This window comes from Vibrio sp. 970, assembly GCF_033339075.1.
The window spans coordinates 1-734 of record NZ_JAWOTW010000270.1 but is presented as its reverse complement, the minus strand read 5'-3'; the positions used below and the strand labels follow the sequence as shown (position 1 = coordinate 734).

Here is a 734-nt window from a genome sequence, read left to right as displayed (position 1 = left end):
AACGTTGAAACCATCTTTATCCAACATTTTCGTTTGATATGGGTACTCTTTTGCAAGCTCACGTAAAAATGCATCACGACCACTAGCAAAAACCTCTTGCAATGCCAGTACGTCATAACCTTTTACGTAATCGGGGATTAACTCGTAACGCTCACCAATATGTGACGCAATCGCAGGCAAGGCCCAAATGTTGTAAGTCATCAGTTTGAGGTTTTGCTCGTTGTCATCGACGTCTTCATCCACTTTGCTTGGTGTGACGGTGTAGTACAAATCGTCATAACGTGCGGTGCTATCCGATTTAAACGCTAGCTCTGCACTGCGAGAGCCAAACGCCTCGGTATTTGAACGATGAATCGTGCGATCGTCTTTTAATGCCAAGTTCACGTCGGCGGCTGACAAACCGTATTCAATGGTCGAGTTGTACCAATGTCCTTCCATGACTTGGTGGAGAGTAATGCTTTCACCTTGCGGGTTAGATACGACAGTTTCAAAGCGATAGTTCTGACCCGATTTTACCCCTTCCCAACGATTAAAACTCAGTACGGGCTTTGTTTCCCAAGGGCCTAATACTTCTACGTGTTGCTGCCATTCTTCTCCGTATTGCAGCAGATCACTGCCATCGTGTTTGACCTGAATGGTTAATGGTTGGTCTGAGTTATTGGTGAGGTATACGTCCGTATCAGCCAAGCTCGGCAATGCTACTAAAGTGCTCAGCAAAAGACTCCACTGCGAAA

The 734-nt window shown here is 45.8% G+C and carries 1 pseudogene; it reads right to left on the bottom strand.

Annotation, left to right across the window (positions count from 1 at the left end):
- Positions 1-734: pseudogene (locus R7Q11_RS26115) on the bottom strand (phospholipase); the annotation flags it as partial.